The 18,976-nt window shown below is 71.1% G+C and carries 18 protein-coding genes; 11 read left to right on the top strand and 7 right to left on the bottom strand.

Annotation, left to right across the window (positions count from 1 at the left end):
* The first annotated feature begins 3 nt into the window (after positions 1–3).
* Positions 4–3,966: a rhamnogalacturonan lyase family protein gene (locus AC3IPY_RS16585; RefSeq protein WP_489185363.1), complete on the top strand. Its 3,963-nt coding sequence runs from the start codon at positions 4–6 to the stop codon at positions 3,964–3,966.
* A 78-nt stretch (positions 3,967–4,044) separates the two neighbouring features.
* On the opposite strand, the gene AC3IPY_RS16580 is transcribed toward AC3IPY_RS16585, so the two are convergent.
* Entirely contained in the window at positions 4,045–4,203 is a 159-nt protein-coding gene (locus AC3IPY_RS16580; protein ID WP_489185362.1) for a hypothetical protein, read from the bottom strand.
* Positions 4,204–4,394: 191 nt separating this feature from the next.
* Here AC3IPY_RS16580 and AC3IPY_RS16575 point away from each other — a divergent pair, with 191 nt between their 5' ends.
* The gene (locus AC3IPY_RS16575; RefSeq protein ID WP_489185361.1) at positions 4,395–4,613 is read left to right on the top strand and encodes a hypothetical protein; all 219 of its coding nucleotides are present in this window, start codon (positions 4,395–4,397) and stop codon (positions 4,611–4,613) included.
* Between the two features lie 57 nt (positions 4,614–4,670).
* Here AC3IPY_RS16575 and AC3IPY_RS16570 read toward each other — a convergent pair whose 3' ends face one another.
* Complete coding sequence (locus AC3IPY_RS16570; protein WP_489185360.1) at positions 4,671–5,048, bottom strand: YciI family protein; 378 nt, start codon at positions 5,046–5,048, stop codon at positions 4,671–4,673.
* Between the two features lie 201 nt (positions 5,049–5,249).
* Here AC3IPY_RS16570 and AC3IPY_RS16565 point away from each other — a divergent pair, with 201 nt between their 5' ends.
* Together AC3IPY_RS16565 and AC3IPY_RS16560 are read left to right on the top strand one after the other, a co-directional pair.
* Positions 5,250–5,456, top strand: a complete 207-nt coding sequence (locus AC3IPY_RS16565) for a ribbon-helix-helix protein, CopG family (RefSeq protein WP_055861989.1) — start codon at positions 5,250–5,252, stop codon at positions 5,454–5,456.
* Positions 5,453–5,842, top strand: coding sequence for a type II toxin-antitoxin system death-on-curing family toxin (locus AC3IPY_RS16560; RefSeq protein WP_489185358.1), 390 nt, complete (start codon positions 5,453–5,455; stop codon positions 5,840–5,842). The genes AC3IPY_RS16565 and AC3IPY_RS16560 overlap by 4 nt, the downstream gene beginning before the upstream one ends.
* 141 nt (positions 5,843–5,983) lie before the next feature.
* Here the strand turns inward: AC3IPY_RS16560 and AC3IPY_RS16555 are convergent, their stop codons facing one another.
* The 4 genes from AC3IPY_RS16555 to AC3IPY_RS16540 all read right to left on the bottom strand — a co-directional run bounded on the left by AC3IPY_RS16555 (position 5,984) and on the right by AC3IPY_RS16540 (position 10,267).
* Complete coding sequence (locus AC3IPY_RS16555; protein ID WP_489185357.1) at positions 5,984–8,506, bottom strand: cellulase family glycosylhydrolase; 2,523 nt, start codon at positions 8,504–8,506, stop codon at positions 5,984–5,986.
* 27 nt (positions 8,507–8,533) lie between these two features.
* Complete coding sequence (locus AC3IPY_RS16550; RefSeq protein ID WP_489185356.1) at positions 8,534–9,010, bottom strand: HepT-like ribonuclease domain-containing protein; 477 nt, start codon at positions 9,008–9,010, stop codon at positions 8,534–8,536.
* On the bottom strand, positions 9,007–9,372 hold the full coding sequence (locus AC3IPY_RS16545) for a nucleotidyltransferase family protein (RefSeq protein ID WP_489185355.1): 366 nt from the start codon (positions 9,370–9,372) through the stop codon (positions 9,007–9,009). Before AC3IPY_RS16545 ends, AC3IPY_RS16550 begins: the two co-directional genes overlap by 4 nt.
* Positions 9,373–9,688: 316 nt before the next feature.
* Positions 9,689–10,267, bottom strand: coding sequence for a hypothetical protein (locus tag AC3IPY_RS16540; RefSeq protein WP_489185354.1), 579 nt, complete (start codon positions 10,265–10,267; stop codon positions 9,689–9,691).
* Positions 10,268–10,436: 169 nt separating this feature from the next.
* Between AC3IPY_RS16540 and AC3IPY_RS16535 the strand changes: the two genes are divergently transcribed.
* The 7 genes from AC3IPY_RS16535 to AC3IPY_RS16505 all read left to right on the top strand — a co-directional run bounded on the left by AC3IPY_RS16535 (position 10,437) and on the right by AC3IPY_RS16505 (position 17,879).
* Positions 10,437–11,744: a sensor histidine kinase gene (locus AC3IPY_RS16535; protein WP_489185352.1), complete on the top strand. Its 1,308-nt coding sequence runs from the start codon at positions 10,437–10,439 to the stop codon at positions 11,742–11,744.
* 68 nt (positions 11,745–11,812) lie between these two features.
* Positions 11,813–12,412 carry a response regulator transcription factor gene (locus AC3IPY_RS16530; protein WP_489188353.1) on the top strand — a complete coding sequence of 200 codons (600 nt, stop codon included), beginning with the start codon at positions 11,813–11,815 and terminating at the stop codon, positions 12,410–12,412.
* 198 nt (positions 12,413–12,610) lie between these two features.
* Positions 12,611–13,324, top strand: coding sequence for a GntR family transcriptional regulator (locus tag AC3IPY_RS16525; RefSeq protein ID WP_489185351.1), 714 nt, complete (start codon positions 12,611–12,613; stop codon positions 13,322–13,324).
* Between the two features lie 154 nt (positions 13,325–13,478).
* Positions 13,479–15,212 carry an MFS transporter gene (locus AC3IPY_RS16520; RefSeq protein WP_489185350.1) on the top strand — a complete coding sequence of 578 codons (1,734 nt, stop codon included), beginning with the start codon at positions 13,479–13,481 and terminating at the stop codon, positions 15,210–15,212.
* Between the two features lie 2 nt (positions 15,213–15,214).
* Positions 15,215–16,663 carry an acyclic terpene utilization AtuA family protein gene (locus tag AC3IPY_RS16515; RefSeq protein ID WP_489185348.1) on the top strand — a complete coding sequence of 483 codons (1,449 nt, stop codon included), beginning with the start codon at positions 15,215–15,217 and terminating at the stop codon, positions 16,661–16,663.
* On the top strand, positions 16,660–17,049 hold the full coding sequence (locus AC3IPY_RS16510) for a DUF4387 domain-containing protein (RefSeq protein ID WP_489185347.1): 390 nt from the start codon (positions 16,660–16,662) through the stop codon (positions 17,047–17,049). The genes AC3IPY_RS16515 and AC3IPY_RS16510 overlap by 4 nt, the downstream gene beginning before the upstream one ends.
* A complete protein-coding gene (locus AC3IPY_RS16505; protein ID WP_489185346.1) occupies positions 17,046–17,879 on the top strand; it encodes an alpha/beta hydrolase family protein in 834 nt (277 codons plus the stop codon). Before AC3IPY_RS16510 ends, AC3IPY_RS16505 begins: the two co-directional genes overlap by 4 nt.
* A gap of 31 nt (positions 17,880–17,910) precedes the next feature.
* Here the strand turns inward: AC3IPY_RS16505 and AC3IPY_RS16500 are convergent, their stop codons facing one another.
* Entirely contained in the window at positions 17,911–18,855 is a 945-nt protein-coding gene (locus tag AC3IPY_RS16500) for an SDR family oxidoreductase (protein ID WP_489185345.1), read from the bottom strand.
* Between the last annotated feature and the right edge of the window lie 121 nt (positions 18,856–18,976).

Here is an 18,976-nt window from a genome sequence, read left to right as displayed (position 1 = left end):
CCTGTGGGTCCGAACGTACGCCGCGGCCGATCGCGGCCGCTCATCGCACTGCTGACCGGAACGGCGCTCGCCGCCGGAGCAGCCCTCGCCGCCGTGGCGCCGGCATCCGCCGCCGAAGCACCAGACGCGCCAGCACCACAAGCGCCAGACGCAGCACACGCCCCAGACGCATCACAAGCACCAGACGCGCCACAAGCCCCAGACGCAGCCGCAGCCGACGAAGCCAACATCGACCTCGCCTTCGACTTCGGCGGCCCATCCACCCCGGTCGCCGCCGGCTGGCTCGGCGTCAGCCCCGGCACCGCCTACAACGCCACGCGCGGCTACGGCTTCACGACAGCACCCGCCACCGACGGCTTCCGCGACCGCGGCGGCGACGACCTCATGGCGCGCGACTTCACCATCGCGGGCAACCAGGCGTTCGCGGTCGACGTGCCGAACGGCGCCTACGAGGTCACGACCTACGCGGGCGACCTCATCGCCAGCAACGGCACGAACTTCGACATCGAGGGCACCGCCTACGCGGGGCCGCGCACGACGACGGGCAACGTGCACGAGGCGTACTTCCCGGCGGTCGAGGTCGCCGACGGGCAGCTGAACATCCGCGTCACGGGCGGCGACGGCCGCATCAACGGCATCAGGGTGCAGACCCCGCTCGCGTCGCCCACGGGCCTCGCGGTCACGGGTGTCGCCGCCGACGGCGACCTCTCGGTCACGCTCGGCTGGCAGCCGGTGGCGGATGCCACGGGGTACACGATCTTCCGCTCGGCACCCGGCGGCACGCTCGTCGAGATCGGTCAGGTGACGGATGCCTCGACCACGACCTTCGATGACACCGACGTGCAGCTCGGCGAGAGCTACGACTACGCCATCGCCACGGTGAAGGGCGACCGTGTCTCGCGGCAGAGCGATCGGCTCGCGGCATCCGTCGTCGACCCCGAGACCGCCGCCCCGGCGACGCCGGCCGGGCTCGCGACATCCGCCATCGAACGCAACAGCGTGACGATCGCGTGGGATGACGCCGACGACGTGATCCAGTGGAAGGTGTTCCGCTCCACCCGCGCCGACATCGACTTCGAGCAGGTGGCCACGGTCACGTCGCCCTCGTACGAGGACACCGACGTGCTCACCACGCGCCCCTACCTCTATCGCGTCGTCGCGCAGAACGCGGGCGGGGCGTCCGAGGCATCCGAGACCCTGGCGACGGATGTCGCGACCACCCTCGTGCGGCAGGCCGAGTTCCTCGACCGGGCGCCCGTCGCCGTGGCTCGCACCGAGGCGGACGGCGGCGGCGTGTACGTCGGCTGGCGCCTGCTCGGGCTCGACGCGCGCGACCTCGGGTTCAACGTGTACCGCGACGGCGCGCTCGTGAACGACGAGCCGATCACGGGCGCGACGAACCTCGTCGACCCCGACGGCACGACCGAGTCGACGTACCTCGTGACGGCACTGGTATCGGGCGGCGAGGGCAGCGAGGGCGAGGGCGCCGAGGGCGAGACCCGCGAGGTCACCGTCGCCGACGACTTCGGCGTGTGGGATGACCAGTACCTCGACATCCCGCTGAACAAGCCGGCCGACGACGTGCTGCCCGACGGCCAGATCGTCACGTACACGCCGGGCGACGGCACCGTCGGCGATGTCGACGGCGACGGGGAGTACGAGCTCGTGTTCCTCTGGAACCCGTCGATCTCGAAGGACAACTCGCAGTCGGGCTACACCGGCAAGGTCTACGCCGAGGCCGTGAAGTTCGACGGCACGAGCCTGTGGCGCATCGACCTGGGCATCAACATCCGAGCCGGCGCGCACTACACGCAGCTCGAGGTCTTCGACTTCGACGGCGACGGGCGCTCGGAGGTCGCGTTCAAGACGGCGGACGGCACGGTCGACGGTGCGGGCACGGTCATCGGCGACGCATCCGCCGACTACCGCAACTCGAGCGGCTACATCCTGAGCGGCCCCGAGTACCTGACCGTCTTCGACGGCACGACGGGCGCGGCCATCGACACGGTCGACTACAACCCGGGCCGCGGCAACGTCGGCTCGTGGGGCGACACCTACGGAAACCGGGTCGACCGGTTCCTCGCGGGCGTGGCCTACCTCGACGGCGAGCACCCCTCGCTCATCACGAGCCGCGGCTACTACACGCGCACCGTGATCGTCGCGTGGGACCTCGTCGACGGGCGACTGCAGCAGCGCTGGATCTTCGATTCGGATGTCGCGGGGTCGGCCTATACCGGCCAGGGAAACCACCAGTTCGTGCCCGCCGACGTCGACCGCGACGGACTCGACGAGATCGTGTTCGGCTCGATGACCATCGACGACGACGGCACGCCGCTCTACAACACGCGCCTCTTCCACGGTGATGCGCTGCACGTGGGCGACTTCGTCACCGACCGCGACGGCCTCGAGGTCTACGCGGTGCACGAGGACGTCTCGGGCAACGGCGGCATCGGTGCGAGCATGCGCGACGCCGAGACCGGCGAGGTGCTCTGGTCGACGGCGGCCTCCCGCGACACGGGTCGTGGCGTCGCCGCCGACATCGACCCGAGCCACCCGGGAGCCGAAGCCTGGAACATCGGCGGGGATGCCGCGTGGAACTCGCCCGTCGGCACGCTGAAGACCGCCGACGGCGAGGTGCTGTCGACCGATATCCCGGCGGCGAACTTCGTCACCTGGTGGGACGGCGACCTCACGCGCGAGATCACCGACCACGTCTACTCCGAGGCCACGGCCACGGGCGTGCCGACGATCTCGAAGTGGGACCCCGCGACCTCATCGTCGGTGCTGCTGAAGCGCCTCGACGGCACGCTCACGAACAACACGACCAAGGGCAACCCGGTGGTGCAGGCCGACCTGTTCGGCGACTGGCGTGAGGAGCTCGCGGTTCGCCTCGACGACGGCAGCGGCATCCGCATCTACACGACGACGGATGTCACGGATGCGCGCATCCCGACCCTCATGCACGACTCGCAGTACCGGGTCGGCGTCGCCGGGCAGAACTCGGCGTACAACCAGCCGCCGAACCCGTCGTACTTCATCGGGGCCGAGATGGCGGAACCGCCGGTCGCGTCGATCGCCTACGTCGGAGCTCCCACTGCGGATGCCTCGGCGCCGGTCATCACCGGACTGCCGACCGGAACCGTGGCCGACGACGAGACCTTGCAGCTCGCCATCACGGCCGACGACCCCGAGAGCGGGGTGCGTTCGCTGGTCGTGACGGTCGGTGGCGTCGATGTGGAAGCGGATGCCGCGGTGGATCTGGCCGCCCTCGGGCTGTCGGGCGAGGTGTCGGTCGTCGTGACGGCGACGAACCACGCCGGGCTCGTGGCATCCGCGTCATCGACCGTGCTGGTCGTGCCGACTTCGGGCGCGTCGTCAGCGCCGGGCGCCGGAACGCTCTCGAACACGAGCGGCTGGGAGACCGGTCTGCACAACGGCGACTACGACGTGGTCATGAACCTGTGGTGGGGCACGCCGGGCAGCATCTTCCGGCTGTACGAGAACGGCGAGTTGGTCGCGACGAAGGTGCTCGGCGACACCGCCGGCATGTCGCAGACGACCGGCGTCACGTTCGAGGGCAAGCCCAACGGCACCTACGTGTACACGGGTGAGCTCATCAACTCGGTCGGCACGACGGCGACCTCGTCGACGACGGTCAAGGTGACGCAGGCCGCGCCCGCCGTGCCGGTCGTCTCGCACGACAACTGGGACCAGGACGGATCGTTCACCGCCACCGCCAACCTCTGGTGGGGCACGAACGCCACGTCGTACCGGTTCGAGCTCGACGGCGAGCCGGTCGCGGCGTCGGCCGGCGGGTCGGGTTCGCTCGTCGCGGCGACGCCGGCCGCCCAGGTCGCCACGGTGAAGCTGACGGATGTCGCGGCGGGCACGCACTCGCTCGTCGTCGTCTTCGTCAACGCCAACGGCGAGACCGCCTCGAAGCCGGTGCCGGTGGTCGTGAAGTAGCGCGACTCGCACGAGGGCAGCGGATGCCGCGGCATCCGCTGCCCTGGTCAAGGCGGCAGGCGGCCGAACGACAGGCCCTCACCCGCTCTCGGTATCGCGGACGATGGTCTCGTCGTCGCGGAGCTCGTCGTTCGGGAGCCCCTCGTCGACGGACTGCACGCCGGCCGGCACCTCGGTGCGGTCGTCGTCGCGCTTGCGGTCGTCGTCGCTGCGGCGGTCGTCGGGTGGATCCGTCATCATCGCTCCCTCGTGGGTTCCGCGCGGATGTGCGCTTGGAGTCCAAGCGTCACCCGCGGCGGCTCCTGCGCGGAAGGGCTTGACACCGGTTCGCGACATCCGCCGGTCGGCCTCGTTCCGACCTCGTTCCGCAACCCCTTGCACTCACGCGACCCAGCGAAGGAGCATGAACGCATGACCGAGGAGACGACATGAGCGACACCACCGGACGCGACGACCAGGACCTGCCCGACGACCGCGACTTCGCCGACGATCCCGACGAGCAGCAGCGCCTGCGTGCCGAGCACGACCGTGAGCTCGGCGTGGATCCGTTCTTCGAGGGGGCGAACATCACCGAGAGCGACGGCCCCGACCTCGAGGGCGGCGACGATCTCGACACCGGCGGCGGGCACCGTACCCCGCGCGAATGAACCGCGGAGCCCTGGCGCGGCCGTGCACGGATCGCGAGCCGACGTCATCACCGCATGTCAGGCGGCCGGCTCCTCCTGGAAGGCCCGGACCTCGATGCGGCCCTGCAGCGCCACGGCTGCCCTGGTCGCCCATTCGACGGCCGCGGCCTCGTCTGCGGCCTCGATGATCCAGAAGCCGCCGACGTACTGCGATGCTTCGACGAATGGCTCGTCGAGCACCCGGGGCTCGCCCGACGAGGGGTCGATGGTCTTCGCGGACGACGGCGGGTAGAGCCCGCCCGCGAACACGAACGCGCCCGAGTCCTTGAGCGCGGTGTTGAACTCGTCGACCGCTGCCAGCACGGCGGCCAGGTCGGCGGGGTCGAGCTCCTGCATCGAGGCCATGGTCGGCTCTTCGGCGGAGTCGTGGGGAACGGTGAGGAAGTACTGCGTCATGATCGAACCTTTCGTCGTCGGGCTCCGTTCGGAGCCCCTCCTACTCATGCGTCGAACAGAACAGGGCCGGATCGACACGATCCCGTGATTCGTGATTCGTGATTCGTGATTCGTGATTCGTGATTCGTGATTCGTGATTCGTGATGCCATGGCCGCGCGACGCTTCGGTATCATGGCGATACCACATTGGAAGGGTTCGCTATGGCACTCACGCTGCGCCTCACTGAGGAGCAAGACCGCCTTCTGACTGAACTCGCTGCCGCCGAGCGCCGCTCCAAGAACGAGATCGTCATCATGGCGATCGAGGAGAAGGCTGCACGCGACGACAAGTCCGCTCGGGTGCGCGCCGCGTTCGACTACGTGATCGAGCGCGACGCCGGCATCCTCGCCAAGCTCGCTGACGCATGACCCTGTACGAGAAGCCGGTCGTCTACATCACCCCTGACGAGGTCGACCCGCTCGTGGTCGACCGGCTGGGGTTCCACTACCGCGATCGTGGGCTGATGCTCTCGGCCCTCGCCGCACCGATGCCCGTGTTCGGTGTGGATGTCCACTCCGGTATCTGGGCGAAGGCAGCGGCGCTGCTGACCGCGCTCGCGCGCAACCGCCCCCTGATGGATGGGAACAAGCGCACGGCGTGGGTCATCACGATCGCGTTCCTCCGACTGAACGGGTGGGACGTCGTGATGGACGAGGGCGATGCGGTCGCGTTCGTGGTGCGGGTGGCCTCAGACGGAGCGATGGAACCGTACGAGATCGCCGACGCCTTGCAGGCGGCCTGCCCGGAATGGTGAGCTGAGGATTCCGTCTGAGAGCCAGTGTCTGGGGTTGTCATGTAGCCATGTAGCCATGTAGCGCCAGTTTCCGAAGGGAGGGCCGGGAGCGGAACTCCCGGCCGTTCGCCCTGCGAGACGATGCGATTGACGAATCCGCGTTCACCCGTCCGTCGCGAGCGCGTACTCCCCGTCGGCACAGGCCGTGACGAGCCATCCGCCGGGCTGCTGCTCGAGCTCGACCCGGGTAAGCCCACTCGACGCGGAGATCGACGGCTCCGCCGCACCGGGAACCCACACCACGAGACCACACGTCGGCTCGTCGACGACGCCGGTCAGCGACATCCGCTCGCCGTCATCGCCCGCGACGCCGGAAGAGAGGCTCGTGAGCGTGCCCGGTGCCGCCTGCGGGTAGGCGCGGCTCAGGACGGCGAGCAGCTGCTCGGGGCGAGGGGCGTCCTCGCCGGTGGCGCAGTCCTCGGGCACGAGCGCGTCGCCGAGCTCGCCGATGCCGTTCTGGGGGTCGCCGCAGGACTGCTTCCACACCCAGTAGGCGCTGCCCTGCATCCGGCGGTCCTCCTCGGCGGCGTAGCGCTCGAGGCGCTCCAGCCGGGAATCCATGTCGCCCCAGTAGCCGTACTCGCCCGACCACATCGGCATGCCGTGCTCATCGGCCACGCGCTGCGCGAGCTCGAATTGGCGTTCGATGCTCACGATCGTCGGGATGCCGAGCGAACGATCCATCGTGATCGACTCGGCGTAGAGGTGTGGCGAGAAGACCACGTTCGGGTCGTCGGTGAAGCCGAGCGAGGGCCCGCTGTCGATGCCGAGACCCGACCACAGGATGCTCGGCTCGACGAACACGATCTGCGGCGCACCCGCCTCGCGGATCGCGTCGATCGCCGCCGCCGAGAACTCGCCGAGCTTGAGCGAGGTCGTCACGGGCGCGGTCTCGCCGAAGCCCGGCTCGTTGAGCAGGTCGAACCCGGCGACCGCCGGCTCGTCGCGGAACTCGCCCGCGAGCTCGCCCCACGTGCGCACCAGCGCCTGCTGCACGCCGTCGGTGTCGAACCAGAAATGCTCGAACGCGCGGTCGCCGGCGGGCGAGATGTCGCGCCCGGTGAACGAGCAGCGCGCCGCGCCGTCGAAGTGCGTCGCCCACTCGGGCGCGCCGTCGTAGCCCCACATCGGGTCGGTGCCCGGGCGGCACTCGGTGCCCTCGGGGGTCGCCGCGTTCGACCATCCGTCTTGATGCAGGTCGAGCACCGTGCGGATGCCGTGCGCCTTCGCCCAGCCGACCGCCTCCTTGATCGTTGCGAGATAGCCCGCGTCGAGCTCGCCCTGCACGGGCTCGAGCGCCGACCACGACAGGTTCAGGCGCACGACGTCGAACCCGTACGTCGCCATGTCGGCGAAGTCCGCCTCGGTCAGCGGGCGCGTCGCCGGCACCTCGGCGCGCGGCTGGTAGAAGTCGACGAGCTGGTTCACGTTCACGCCGCGCAGCAGCACCTGCCGACCCTCGCCGTCGGCGATGTGCCCGTTCTGCACGCGCAGGAATTCACCCGGGGCGGATGCCTCGGAGCGGGCGGTTTCGTCGGCGTCGGCGCTGGCGCCGGCGCTCGCGGCGGCTGGGGCGAGCAGCGAGGCCGTGAGGGTGGATGCCGCGATCACGGCAACGGCGATGCCGACGGATGTCGCGAGCTTCACGGGTGCCGCGGCCTTCGCGGATGCCGTGGCCGACGGCACGGGTGCGGCCGCGGGCTCGGCCGCCGTGGGCTCGGCCGGCTCCGCCGTCGCGGACTCCGTCGTTGCGGGCGTGCCCGCCGAGGCATCCGCTGCGCTGTTGCGCCTGGCCAGCACGCGGTCGGCGACGAGCGCGACGACGGCGACGATCCAGCCGGTGCAGGCGCCGAACGCGAGGCCGTCGGCCACGTGGATGTACGTCGCGAGCAGCGGCCACAGGTCGCCCCGGAATCCGTCGTCGACGACGAGTCCGGCGAGACCCTGCACGAGCCCGAAGAGCCCGCCCGCGACCAGGGCGCCGAGCCAGACGCCGAGCAAGCCGGGCACGCGACGGCGCATCCACGCGAGGGCGAGCCAGGCCGAGCCGATGAGCAGCGCGACGCCGATGAGCATGAGCACCGGGCCGTCGTCGGGCCGCGGCGAGGGGGTGAGCGGGGCGTAGGCGGCGCCCGTCCACCAGTTGCCGGCAAGCAGCGGCGCGATGGCACCGAGCGCGACCGCGCCGGGCCACACCGAACCGCGCGCGTTCGCGGTGAGCAGGCGGATGTCGCGCGGCCCGCCGGCGAACCGCACGACCGCGGCCACGATGAGCGCCGACGGCACCGCCTTCGCCGTGATGAACCCGCCGGCCCAGGCCGCGAGCGCGAGGTCGCCCGTCATCGCGAAGCAGGCCGCCGCCTGCGCGAGCAGGGCCGCGAGCACGGTGCCGGCGGTCATCGTCCAGAAGCGGTCGCCGGCACGCACGGCCGCCCACCACACGACGGCCAGCATGACCGGCACGAACACGAGATAGCGCGCGACCGGCCATCCGAGCTCGAGCTGCGGAGCGCCGCCCGGCCAGCCGACGAGCGCGAGCAGCCCCGTCGGGTCGAGCACGGCCTGCAGCAGCAGGAGGGCGGATGTCGCGGCGACGGCGACGATCGGACGGCGGGCTCGACGCATGACACTCCATCGTGACGGGGGTTCGGGTCAGATCAGCATCCGCAGTGCGCCCCTCTCGGTCAAGAGCAAACTGGGACAAGTGACCCAGTTGTGACCTTGGGCCCGGTGGGAACGGTCCATCGTGATCGACCCGGCGTAGAGGTGCGGCGAGAGACGGAGCGATCGGTCATTCGTCGACGAGACGTTCACGACCCGGCGGAGTTCCTGGAAACTCCGCGACACCGTGACCCAGAGCGCGTGCGTGTCGAGACGGTCGTGGTGGTGAACGACGAAGTCGCGGTTGCGGGCGGCCTGTGACCAGAGCGGGTCGTCGAAACGTGCGGGCTCGGTTGAGGCCAGCCGCTTCGCGAGGTCTCCGACGCGGTTGGAGAGCGTTTCGAAGGCGAAGGGCAGCGCCGGGTCCGCGTCGAACTCGTCTCGTCCGCGTGTGACCAAGTCGGCTGCGGCATCGAGGGTTGCACGCAGGTCGGTGAGCCAGCGGTCGACCCGGTCGCCTGTGTTCACAGATCGATGGCTTCGTCGAGGATCGCCCGGTCACGCTCGGCGTCGAGTGATCGGCGTGAGACCACATCGACCGGTCGTTCGAACAGGGACTCCATGTCGAGTTCGAACTGTGCGAGGTCGAACAGCGATGCGTCGTCTTCTGGCACGACCAGGAGGTCGACGTCGCTCGACGTCGTCTCGTCGCCGCGTGCGACTGAGCCGAAGACCTTGACGGACGCGATGCGGTTGGCGCGCGCGAGGCGTTCGACGAGTGCTCGGCGGCGACGCAGATCGTCGAGGAGGTGACCTGGCGCTCGCTCGGTCGCTGCCGACGGTGCAGGTTCGCTGGTGCGAGTGTTCGCGACGAACCGCTCGTAGGACACGAGCACCGCTTCGGGTCGGCGATGCGACCCGAGGATCACCGGTGCTGCGATCGAAGCACCTCAGCACGGTGTCGCGCTGAGGTTGTCGGAACGACCGCGCTCGGAGTAGTCCGAACAGGTGCGTGGCCTCGGTGGTCATGCTCGACCCGGCCAGTGGGGAGCGTACGTCCGAGAACGATGTGGCCGTGCAGCCGTGCAGCCGTGTAGCCGTGTAGCCGTGTAGCCGTGTAGCGCCGGTTTTCGATGAGAGGACCGGGAGCGCATGCTCCCGGCCCTCGCCGGCTCGGCGCCGACCCCCGTCTGGCGCCGGACCCGATCAGCGCGCCAGCGACACCCCCAGCGTCGCCAGCACGCCGAACACCACGCCCCACAGCACGATCGAGATGACCTGCCAGAAGATCACGAGGTTGCGGTTCGCCCCGAACGAGACCATCGCAGCCGAGGTGAACTGGCTGGGCAGGATGACCGGGCCGATGAGGCTGACCCCGGCGACGCCGTAGCGGTCGAACGCCCGGCGCAGCTTCTCGCGTCGGGGCGACTCCTCAGGCGCGGCGACCCTGTCGGGGCCCGAGCCGTCGAGACCGGCAGCACCGGATGCCGCAGCCCCGGGTGCCCCGGCGCCGGAGACTCCGGCCCCGACGAGCGCATCCTTGCGTCGCCGATTCGCGATCGCCTTCGTGCGGGCGCCGTGGGCGGTGAACACGAAGACGAGCATCGAGATGACGTTGCCGATCACGGCGGCGCCGATCGCGAGCGCCGGCGGCAGGCCGATGAGCACGCCGATGACGGAGCCGAAGTACGAATCGATGAAGGGCACCGCCGCGACGATCATGACGCCGAGCCACTGCAGGAAGTCGGGGAAGGAGGACGCGAAGTCCTGGAGGGCGTCGATCATGACGGGTCCTTTCGTCGGAAGCGGATGGGGCCGCTCCGGGTTGGAGCGGCCGGTGATGCTTCAAGCCTCCGCGAGCCCGGCGATCCGCGGCAGTGCCGCGATGTCAGGCGTTCGCGTGGGATTCCGCACGCCCCGACGTGACAAATGTCACTGGCCTAGGCTCGGACGCATGCCAGCCGAACCAGCCGGGGCCGAACCGGCCCGGGCCGACCCAGCCCGGGCCGAACACGCCAGGAGCGCGCCCGCGCGCAGCGTGCACACCACGTGGCTGTACACGCTGGGATCGATCGTGTTCTTCATCGGGGTGCTCGACGTCTTCGTCACGCTCACGATGCTCGGCACCTACCTGCAGACTGACGACGCCCTGACCGCCGTGCTCGTCGTGCTCGTGATCATCGCCTCGGCGACGCAACTGCGGTACTGCTGGTTCCTGAGCGTGGGGCGCGGCGGCGGACTGCCGCACGCAGGCTGGACGGCCGCACTCGTCGTGCCCGCGGCATCCGTCTGGGTGCTCGGCCTGTTCAGCCCGGTCAACGAGCTCGCGGCCGCCGTGCCGCTCTGGGCCGCGGCCTGCATCATCGCCTGCCTGCTGCCGAAACAGCCGGGGCGGCTCGTGCTGCTCGTCGGCATCGTCACGTTCGTCGCGCACCCCATGCTCGCGGCGACGATCACGGGCGAGGCGCTCGCCGCATCCGGCACGTCGAATCCATGGATGATCGGCCTCTTCTCGGCGATGCTGCCGCTCATGCTGCTCTCGAGCCTGTGGTGGTGGGAGGTCGTCGTGCGCCTCGACCGCAACCGCCGCACCGCCGCCGAGCTCGCCGTGACGCAGGAGCGGCTGCGGTTCGCCTCCGACCTGCACGACATCCAGGGCCACCACCTGCAGGTCATCTCGCTGAAGGCCGAGCTCGCCGAGCGCCTGCTCGAGGTCGACCCGGCGGCCGCGCGCGAGCACATCCACGAGACCCGCCTCATCGCGAAGCAGGCCCTCGAAGAGACGCGCTCGCTCGTCGCCGGGTACCGGCATGTCGCGTTCGACGACGAGCTCGAGAACGCCCGCGAGGTGCTCACCGCGTCGGGCGCCACCTGCGACCTGCGGCTCGGAACCCTGCCGGCGGATGTCGCCGCGCAGAGCGCGCTCGCCTCGGTCGTGCGTGAGGCCACGACGAACATCCTGCGGCACAGCGAGGCGACGACCGTGACCATCTCGCTCGCGACGGCCGGCGGGGTCGCCTCGCTCAGCGTCGTGAACGACGGGGTGACGGATGCCGCGAGCTCGACCGCGGCTCGCGAGGTCGGCGCTTCGGCGGCGCGGGGTTCGGGGCTTGCCGGCTCCGGACTGCCCGGCTCCGGGCTCACCGGGCTGCGCGAGCGGCTCGCGGCGGTCGGCGGCGAGCTCGAGACGGTGACGGATGCCGCGGCCGGGCGCTTCGAGCTGCGGGCATCCGTGCCCGTGGGCGAGCGGGTGGACGCGTGAGCGCGGCCGGCGCGGCCGGCGCGGCAGGGGCGGCCGGCGTCGCCGGCGAGCAGGGCGCGCCCCGCGGCATCCGCCTGCTGATCGCCGATGACGAGCACCTCATTCGCGGTGCCCTCGTCGCGCTGCTGAACCTCGAGCCCGACATCGAGGTCGTGGCGAGCGCCGACAACGGGGTGGCCGCGGTGGAGCAGGCGATCGCGACGCGACCCGACGTGTGCCTGCTCGACCTCGAGATGCCCGAGGCCGACGGCATCGAGGCGGCAGGGCGCATCCTCGCCCAGGTGCCGACGCGCGTCGTGATCGTGACCCGGCATGCACGCCCCGGCGTGCTGCGGCGCGCGCTCGCGTCGAAGGTGTCGGGGTTCGTGCCGAAGTCGACGCCGGCCGAGGAGCTGGCGCATGTGATCCGCGACGTCGCCGCGGGCCGTCGCTACATCGACCCCGAGATCGCCGCGACCGCGCTGACCGCCGAGCGCTGCCCGCTCACCGACCGCGAGCTCGACGCGCTGCGCTTCAGTCGCTCGACGATGAGCGTGCAGCAGATCGCCGACCGCCTGCACCTCGCGCAGGGCACCGTGCGCAACTACCTCTCGTCGGCCATGACGAAGCTCGACGCGACCTCGCGGCACGAGGCCGCGGAGCGCGCGTGGGAGCAGGGCTGGATCTGAGCCGGGCCGTCGGGCCTCGACGGGTCGGGGTGGTCGTCGAGGTCGGTCGTCGGGGTGGCATCCGTTCGGAACTTCGGTACCGAAGTGCCGAAGTGCCGGACCTTCGGGGCGAACACCCCGAGTGCCGACGGTGCCGGAGTGCCCGTCGCGGTGCCGCGACCCGACGTGTCACCCGGGGTCCCGCCTAGACTCGCCTTCATGGCGCGGCCGGCACTCTCCAACCTCTCCTCGACGACGCTGAGCGATCAGGCGTACGCGTCGATCCAGGCCGCCATCACCAGCGGAGAGCTCGCCCGTGGGGCCAAGGTCACCGAGCGGGGGCTGGCCGAGATGCTCGGCGTGAGTCCGACCCCGGTGCGCGAGGCGCTCGCCCGGCTCGTGCAGGATCGCCAGATCGAACGCGTCGGACCGCGCAGCCTGCGGGTCGCCGAGTTCACCGACGATTCGATGGAGGAGATCGACGAGATCGAGGTGACGCTCCAGGTGCTCGCCGCCCGGTACGCCGCGCGCAAGGCGACGCCGGCCGACGTCGAGCGGCTGACCGCTCTGCTCGACGACGCGGATGCCGCGAGCGAACCGTTGCGCGCGCAGCTCGACGCCCACGCCGAACTCGACGAGCGGCTGATGCGGCGGGCGTTCGGCAGCATCCGGCGCTTCCACGAGGAGGTCGAGGTGATCGCCGCCAACGCGGTGCTCGCGCGGGTGCTCGAGCAGTCGCGGGCGTTCAGCGTGAGCGAGCGCGCCCAGGCGACGCAGGCCCTCACGCGCGAGTCCGCGATCGGCATCCAGGAACGCTACGGCGACCACCGCGAACTGCTCGACGCCATCGCGCGCGGCGATGAGGACGCCGCCGCCGAGGTCAGTCGTCGTCACGCCGAACGTGCACACCGAGACATCCGTCGCGTCATCTGAGCGGTCGAGGGGCGTGGCCCGCAGTCGGCACTCGGGGCCGGCCGACAGCTCGCTCGCTGTTGCGGCCCGGCGCATTCGGCGCCCGGCACTTGACGAACGCCGCGAACGACGTATGCTGCTTGCTATAGCAAATAGCAACAGACAAGGGAGTCTGATGAGCAGGACCACCATGAGCTCGGCCGAAGCCGGCTCCGACAGTGCCGACCGGGGCAGCGGAACCGGCGCGACCCGGGCGACCCGCGCACCCCGCCCCGGCCGCCCCGCACCGCGCCCCGCACGCGGCCCCGCACCGCGCACCGCCGCCGTCCGGTCGCGCGGAAGCCTCAACCTTCGGGCCGCCATGCTCGTCTCGCTCGCCGTGTTCGCGCAGGAGTCCGTCTGGAACTTCTACGACGCGCAGGTGCCCGCGAGCATCGCGCAGTACACGACGAGCGCGGCCCTCATCGGCCTGCTGATGGGACTCGACAACGTCTTCGGCATCGTGCTGCAGCCGCTGATCGGCTACCTCTCCGACCGCACGCGCAGCCGCTGGGGCCGCCGCGTGCCGTACTTCGCGATCGGTGCGCCGGTCTCCGCGATCTTCTTCGTGCTCATCCCGTTCACGAACTCGTTCGGCGCGCTGATCGTGTGCATCTTCCTGTTCAGCATCACCGCGAACGGGTTCAAGTCGGCCATCGACGCACTGACGCCCGACTTCCAGCCCGCCGGCAAGCGCAGCACCGCGAACGCGATCACCAAGGTCGCCACGAGCCTGACGATCATCGTCTCCTCGCTCATCAGCCTGCTCGTCGTCGACCGCAGCATCGAGCTCGCCTTCGCCATTCCGGCGGTGCTCATGGTCTCGGCGGCGATCATCGTCGCGCTCACGATCCGCGAGACCCGCTCGCCGGGCTACCAGCGCGCGCTCGCCGAATCGCGGGCAGCGGCGGTTCCGGATGCCGCGACCTCGACCGATGCCCCGAGGCCGAAGGGAGTCGCGGCATCCGGCGCCGCGACGACGGATGCCGCGACGACGGATGCCGCGACGCCGGCTGCCGCGACGCCGGCGACCACGACGACGCCGGTCTCGGCAACGTCGACGCCCGAGGCATCCGCACCGCTGAGCGCCCCGCAGACCCGCTGGACCTTCCGCGCCGTCATCGCCGACCTCGTGCGCGACCGCAGCCGCGTGATGATGCTGCTCACGATCTTCGCCACGGCGGGAACGTGGGCGGCCATGCGTTCCCAGCTCACTCCGTACGCCATGAACGTGCTCGACCTCACGCGCGGCCAGGCGGGCTCGCTCACCCTGCCGGCGGGCCTCGCGTTCATCGTGGTCGCGCTGCCCATCGCGCTCTGGAGCGACCGCATCGGGCGCCGCAAGGTCACCGGCATCGGCCTCGTGGTCTTCGCGATCGGATGCCTCGTCGCGTTCGCCGTGCCCACGGTGCCCGTGACCATCACCGGCGTGGTCATCGCGTCGATCGGCTACGCCGCGTTCTCGATCAACGGCGTCGTCATCATGTGGAACCTCGCCCCGAGCGCCTCGGTCGTCGGCACGTACACCGGCCTCTACGCCGTGGCCGGCGCGCTCGGCGCCTCGCTCGGGCCGGCCGTCATCGGCCTGCTCGTCGACGCGACCGACTGGCGTTATCTGTTCCTGCACGCCACGGTGCTCGTCGCGATCGCCTTCCTGCTGCTGCTCGGCGTGAAGCGCGAGATCAACCCGCGGCAGTTCGACGACCTCGACCGCGAGGATGCCGCAGCCGACGCAGCCGACGCAGCCGACGCAGCCGACGCGGCGGAAGCTGCAGGGCGAGCGGATGCCGCAGCGCGAGCGGATGCCGCAACCTCGGCCCCGACGAACGACGAAACCCACGGCGCGCACGGCGCCCGAAAGGAGGACTGAGCGTGGAGATCCGGATTCTCGCTCCGACCGGAGTGCTCGGCGGCGGCTTCACCGTCGAGTCGCTCGAGGCGGGCCTCGCCCGCGAGCCGCACGTCATCGCCTGCGACGCGGGGTCGACCGACAGCGGGCCGGCGGCCCTCGGCTCGGGCGTTCCGAAACTGTCGGATGCCGCGGTGCGACGCGACCTGCGCCTGTTGCTGCTCGCCCGTGCACGCCTCGACGTGCCGCTCGTCATCGGTTCCTGCGGCACGAGCGGACGCGACGTCGGCGTCGACCGCGTCGCCGCCCTCGCGCGCGAGATCGCCGAGGAGGAGGGGCTCTCGTTCGACCTGGCCCGGATCTACTCCGACCAGCCGACGCGCAGACTCGAGCTCGCGGCATCCGCCGGTCGTGTTCGCGACCTCGAGCCCGTCGTGCCCATCGGGCCGACGACCTTCGCCGACAGCCACGTCGTCGCGATGATGGGCACCGAGCCGATCGAGGCGGCGCTGCGCGGGGGAGCCGACGTCGTGCTCGCGGGGCGCGCGAGCGACACCGCGCTGTTCGCCGCGCTGCCGCACCTGCAGGGCGCCGACCCCGGACTCACCTGGCACGCCGCGAAGACGGTCGAGTGCGGGGCGGCCTGCGCCGTGCCGCCCTCGGCCGACGGCCTGCTCGTCACGCTGCGCGACGACCACTTCGACGTCGAGACGCTGCAGCCCGGATCGCGCCTGACGGCGCAGTCGGTCGCGGCGCACACGCTGTACGAGAACGCCGACCCGTTCCTCGTCGTCGAGCCGGCCGGCACGCTCGACACCACGGACGCCTCGTACGAGCAGGTCTCCGCCACGGTCGTGCGCGTGCGCGGCTCGCGGTTCGTGCCCGCCGAGGCGTACACGAACAAGCTCGAGGGCGCGCGGCTGCGCGGGTACCAGACCATCGCGGTGGGCGGGGTGCGCGACCGCATCGTGATCTCGCGGCTGCGGCAGCTGCTGCCGATGGCGCAGCAGTACTTCGACCGACGCATCGGCGACCTCTTCGGCGGCGCCGTCGACCCGGCCGACGTCGACATCCGCTTCACGCTCTACGGCGACGACGGCGTGCTCGGCGAGGCAGAGCCGTTGCGCGGGCAGCCCGTGCGCGAGCTCGGCGTGCTGCTCACCGTCACCGCCGCGACGCAGGAGATCGCGCACGCCGTGGGCGCGACCGCCGCGCATGTGCTCTCGCACCTGCCGATCCCCGAGTACGACGGGCTCGTCTCGACCGTGGCGTATCCGTTCTCGCCGCCCGAGATGGACCGCGGCGCCGTCTACGAGTTCATGCTGAACAGCGTGGTCGTGGTCGACGACCCGCTCGAACTGTTCCGCACGGAGACCGAGGTGGTCGCGGCATCCGCCCTGCCTGTCTTGCCCGCGCTCACCGGCGTCGCCGCGACCTCGGGCTCGCCCGCCCTGGAAGGAGCCGGCGCATGACCGCCCTCGTCGACCTGTGCTCGCTGATCCGCTCGAAGAACGCCGGACCGTTCACGCTGACCTTCGACATCATGCTGGCGGATGCCGCGACCTACCACCGCGTCGTCGACAGCGCCGTGCTCACGCCGACCCTGTTCTCGCGCCTCTACGGGGCGGATGCCGCGACCGTGCGCGTCTTCGCCCACCCGGCCGCGCTCGCCGTCAAGGTGTCGATGCCGCGTCCGGCCATCCAGGGCTCGGCCGCCGACGTGGACTGCTACGGCGGCCAGCAGCATGCGCTGCTGCTCGACATCGACGTCCCGGACGCCGGTGCGGACGCTGATGCCGATGCGGATGCCGATGCCGATGCCGATGCCGATGCCGATGCGGAGGTGGAGGCCGCATGAGCCGCCGCATCTCGGCCGATGCAGTGCCAGACGGGCACCCCGCCCTGCAGTTCCTGCTCGGCGCGACGCCGTTCTTCGCCCTCGGCTCGGACCCGCGGTTCTCGTACTCGCTGTACGTACCGACGAGGTACCGCGAGCTGCCGCATCCGCTGCCCCTGCTCGTCGCCGTCCACGGCACGGGTCGCTCGGTGGAGCGCACGCGCGACACGTTCCGCGAGCTCGCCGAAGGCACCGGCATGGCCGTGTTGGCGCCGCTGTTCCCTGGCGGCATCGCCGACTCGAACGACCTCGATGCGTACAAGGCGATCTCATCCGGCGGCATCCGCTACGACCGGGTGCTGCTCGACATGGTCGACGAGGCCGCCGAGCGCTGGAGCCTCGACACGTCGCGCGTGCTGCTCGCCGGGTTCTCGGGCGGCGGACAGTTCTCGCTGCGGTTCACGCTGCTGCACCCCGACCGCGTGCGGGCCGTGTCGATCGGCGCGCCCGGCCGCGTGACGCTCGTCGACGACGAGCCCTGGCCGCACGGCATCGGCGACGTCGCCGACGTGTTCGACGCTCCCGTCGACCGCGAGGCGCTGCGTCGGGTCGTCGCACAGGTCGTCGTCGGCGCCGACGACGATGCCCGCGAACTGCTGGCCGCCGTGGCCGCCGACCCGCTCGAGGCGCGGGCCGGCGCCGGACGCGTCGACCGCGCTCGCTCGCTCGCGGCCTCGCTCTCCGAGGCTGTCGAGCAGGTGCGGCTCGACGTGGTGCCCGGCGTCGCGCACGATTCGGCGGGCGTGGCGTCGACGGTGATCGCGTTCCTGCGCGAGGAGCTCGCGGGCTGACGTCGACCGCTGCGGCGTCGTCGGGCTCGGCTCAGGCAGCCGGGATCGGGGTGCGGGTCAGCTGTTCCGAGAGCTCCCAGATGCGCCGGGCGTCGTCAGGGCTGCGCAGACGGGAGTACAGCTTCTGCTCGGCGGGCGCGCCGCCGAGGTGGCCGAGCCCGCGCGGCCCGTAGAGCGCGCCCGACCTCGCGGCGGGGTCGGTCGCGGCCATGAGGGCGGGCAGGCCGGCGGACTCGACGGTGCCGAGCAGGATGCCGCGGGCCGAGAGCGCGCTGATGACCTTGCGGGCCGACGTCTCCTCGCCGCGGCCGACCTCGGGGCGGGCGGCCAGCAGGTTCGTCGGGGCGACGCCCGGGTGCGAGAGGTTGCTCGTGATGCCCCATCCGTTCGCTCGGCTGCGCCGGTCGAGCTCGAGGCCGAACAGGCCGAACGCGATCTTCGATTGGCTGTAGGCCTTCATGCCGTCGTACGAGCGTTCCCAGTTCAGGTCGTCCCAGTTGATGGCGCCCTGGTTCGCGGCGATGCTGATCTGCGAGGTGACGCGGGCCCGCCCCGCCTTGAGCAGCGGCAGCAGGTGGCCGACGAGGGCGAAGTGGCCGAGGTGGTTCGAGCCGAACTGCAGCTCGAAGCCGTCGGCGGTCGTCTGGCGCTCGGGCGGGGTCATCACGCCGGCGTTGTTGATCAGGAGGTGGATCGGTCGGTCCTCGGCCAGGAGGGTTTCACCGAGGGCCGCCACGGACGCGAGCGATGAGAGATCGAGGTCGCGAAGCGAGACATCCGCTCGCTCGGTCGTCTGCTTGATCGTGGCGATCGCGCGCTCGCCCTTGGCGCGGTTGCGCACGGGCATGATGACCTCGGCGCCGGCCGCGGCCAGACGTGCGGCGATGCCGAGGCCCATGCCGTCGCTCGCCCCCGTGACGACGGCGCGGCTGCCCGAGAGGTCGGGCACGGTGATGTCGATGTTCCTGCGTGGCATGGTCGGCTCCTGTGGTCTGGTCGTGTCGTGCCTCAAGCGTCGCGGATCGTCTCCGAGGTATTCAGGGCCCGTCGATCCCCTGATACGCGAGCCGAGGCTGGGGGCCGGATGCCGCGGGGCC

The organism is Agromyces sp. GL_144, assembly GCF_057834305.1.
Note: the sequence above shows the minus strand (reverse complement) of the source record. Positions and strands in the feature narration are given on the sequence as shown.